At 63.4% G+C, this 1402-nt stretch carries 1 protein-coding gene; it reads right to left on the bottom strand.

The window, feature by feature from the left end:
* Positions 1-33 precede the first annotated feature (33 nt).
* Entirely contained in the window at positions 34-1341 is a 1308-nt protein-coding gene (hisD, locus tag J1C49_RS21430; protein WP_227447847.1) for a histidinol dehydrogenase, read from the bottom strand.
* Positions 1342-1402 lie beyond the last annotated feature (61 nt).

The raw sequence follows: 1402 nt of genomic DNA, 5'->3' as shown, positions 1-1402 counted from the left end.
GCGCAATCAAACAAAGCGTTGGTGTTTTGAGTTTCAGTCATCTGCGGAGAGGTCGAATGTTTCGTTTGGGAAGTATTTTCGCAGTCGGATATCTGCGGTTCTGGCGTGTCCCTCCATGCCTTCGAGCCTTGAGATGCGGGCGGTTGCCTCGGCCACGGGTTTTGCGCCTTCGCGGGTGGAGCGCTGCCATGTGACGATTTTCATGTATTTGTGCACGCTCAGCCCGCCGGTATAGCTGGCCGAGCCGCTGGTCGGCAGCACGTGGTTGGTGCCCGAAGCCTTGTCGCCGAAGGCCACCGTCGTCTCCTCGCCCAGGAACAGCGAGCCGTAGCAGCTCAGCCGCTCCAGCCACCAGTCGAGATCCGCCGCCTGCACCGTCAGGTGCTCGGGAGCATAGGCATCGGAACAGGCCGCCATCTCCTCGCGATCGCTGCACAGGATCACCTCGGCATAGTCGCGCCACGCTGCGGTCGCGTTCTCCCGGTTCAGCTCGGGCAGCGTCTCGATCAGGTCCGGCACACGCCGCATGACCGCTTCGGCCAGCGCACGATCGTCGGTGACAAGCCAGACCGGCGAGTTGTAGCCATGCTCGGCCTGTCCCACCAGGTCGGTCGCCACCACTTCGGGGTCGGCGGTGGCATCCGCAAGGATCAGGCTGTCAGTGGGCCCGGCGATCATGTCGATGCCAACCCGGCCAAACAGAATGCGCTTGGCCTCGGCCACGAACTGGTTGCCGGGACCGACAAGGATATTGGCCTTGGGCAGGCCGAACAGACCAAAGGTCATCGCGGCGACACCTTGCACGCCGCCCATGGCCAGGATCCGGTCGGCTCCGCAGATATGGGCGGCATAGACAATTGCCGGCGCCACCCCTTCGCCGGGCCGTGGCGGTGAACAGGCGGTGATGTTGGAACAGCCCGCCACCTTGGCGGTGGTCACGGTCATGATCGCACTGGCGATGTGGCTGTAGCGCCCGCCGGGCACGTAACAGCCGGCCGCCTGCACGGGGATGCATTTCTGGCCGGCGATCAACCCGGGCAACACCTCGGTTTCGAAATCCTTGACGGTGGCCTTCTGGGCCTCGGCGAAGCGCTTCACATTGGCATGCGCAAATTCGATGTCACGCTTGAGCTTCTCGGGAACCTGCGCAACGGCGGCGGCAATATCGGCCTCGCCGAGCAGGATCGCTCCCTCGTACCCATCGAACTTCGCGGCATATTCCAGGGCCGCCGCGTCGCCGCGCGCCTCGATATCGTCCAGAATGCCGCGCACGATCGCCTGCGTCTCCGAGGCGTCGGATTTCGACGTCAGAACCGCCTTCTTCAGATACTCTCTCGCCATTCCTAAGGTCCTATCTGTAAATGTCCGGCAACAGCGCCGTCGAGATAAACGGCACGTATGC

Origin of the sequence: Cognatishimia sp. F0-27 (assembly GCF_020667845.1) — a bacterium.
Classification (GTDB): domain Bacteria; phylum Pseudomonadota; class Alphaproteobacteria; order Rhodobacterales; family Rhodobacteraceae; genus JAFMPQ01.
The sequence above is the reverse complement of the archived record's forward strand: the minus strand, read 5'-3'. Positions and strand labels throughout refer to the sequence as shown.

Bases quoted from the DNA above. Each gene is read 5' to 3' on its own strand.
- hisD (WP_227447847.1), bottom strand. From the start codon at position 1,341: ATGGCGAGAGAGTATCTGAAGAAGGCGGTTCTGACGTCGAAATCCGAC.